This is a genomic window from Phytoactinopolyspora endophytica, assembly GCF_004138495.1.
In the GTDB taxonomy this organism is placed as follows: domain Bacteria; phylum Actinomycetota; class Actinomycetes; order Jiangellales; family Jiangellaceae; genus Phytoactinopolyspora; species Phytoactinopolyspora endophytica.
In genome coordinates, this window is sequence record NZ_ML142849.1 from 1 (window position 1) to 304 (window position 304).

The 304-nt window shown below is 73.7% G+C and carries 1 pseudogene; it reads right to left on the reverse strand.

Annotated elements, in window-relative coordinates:
* Positions 1-297: pseudogene (locus ELR45_RS00005) on the reverse strand (HNH endonuclease); the annotation flags it as partial.
* Between the last annotated feature and the right edge of the window lie 7 nt (positions 298-304).

Genomic DNA, 304 nt, shown 5'->3' on the forward strand with positions numbered 1-304 from the left:
CAGCAACGCGAACGTCTCGGGCAGCTCACACGTCAGGGCGCGGGCCCGGCCGAGCTGGGTGGCCGCCGAGGCCGGGGACACCTTGCGCGCCCGCCCGACCATGTCGGGTACGTCCCGCCCGGCCCGCGACGCCTTGACCCCCTGGGCGAGGTTCGCCGCGCGCCGGGAATCGGCGAGCCTGCAGATCTGGGTCAACTGCGCGGCGTGTGCGGCGGCCTGCAGCCGCTCCAGGATGGTGATCCGGTCGACGTACTCGGTCTCGTCCGCGGCAGGGAGGTCGGCCAGCTGGTCAATCACACCAGCC